Below are 253 nucleotides of genomic sequence, written 5' to 3' on the forward strand. Positions count from 1 at the left end.
GAGGGCTTTGTACATTTTGCTTTTTCTTTATATGTTGAATCAATAAACGGCCTCAATCTGAAATGTAAAGAGGTACATTCCGCTATAGCAGCTGCAGCTCTAAACGAAGAGTTCTCAGCCATGAAAAATCCAGAAAAGAAAAACCCCTTATTCAGCCGCACATTGCCGGATGACACAAAATTACACCGGATGTGTAGAGAAATTGAATTTATCGAAAAATCATTGCTTGTTCAAGAAAAAAGCGTCAGAATTC

The 253-nt window shown here is 37.9% G+C and carries 1 protein-coding gene; it reads left to right on the forward strand.

Going from position 1 to position 253, the window contains the following annotated elements:
- On the forward strand, positions 1-253 hold a 253-nt coding region (locus SB765_RS31780; RefSeq protein WP_410932777.1), incomplete at both ends, for a hypothetical protein.

The organism is Pseudomonas sp. SIMBA_067, from assembly GCF_046534675.1.
In the GTDB taxonomy this organism is placed as follows: Bacteria; Pseudomonadota; Gammaproteobacteria; order Pseudomonadales; family Pseudomonadaceae; genus Aquipseudomonas; species Aquipseudomonas putida.